We start from the raw sequence: 473 nt of genomic DNA on the forward strand, positions 1-473 counted from the left end.
GATATCTATCCAATAGTGTTCGGGGATAGTTGCTTCTGGGTCCGTAAGGAACTTAACAAACTTTGAGTATTCCTCAACCGCTTTTAGCCGAGCCTTCTGAATAAAGCCTTCGGGGAACTTTTCCCAACGTGCGATAACCTGCATGGTGATATACAGGAAAGGGTCTTTATAGATGCCACCGTCAGGTTCTAAGCCTTTATGCATTTCGAAGGGCTCGTAAACAATTGCCGGCGCTGCAGTCAGGTCAACCGTACCGTTGTTAAACTTGAGGATTGAGTTAAAAATGGTTGAATTAACGGGTGTAATACCGTGCTTTTGTGACAGGTATTCAGATTCGGGAACATCATCGAGAACGGCCATGCGTTTGCCAGCAAAGTCTTTGGGAAGCAAAATGCTACGGTCGCGCGTAAACATAAATATTGCACCAGCAGGGCCAATGCCGAGCACTTCAAATTCTCCTATGCGCATTAGGT

General features: G+C 45.9%; 1 protein-coding gene. It reads right to left on the reverse strand.

Going from position 1 to position 473, the window contains the following annotated elements:
* A partial coding sequence (locus tag A3761_RS27090; protein WP_231881174.1) for a putative solute-binding protein occupies positions 1-473 on the reverse strand: 473 nt, incomplete at both ends.

The organism is Oleiphilus sp. HI0123 (assembly GCF_001635315.1).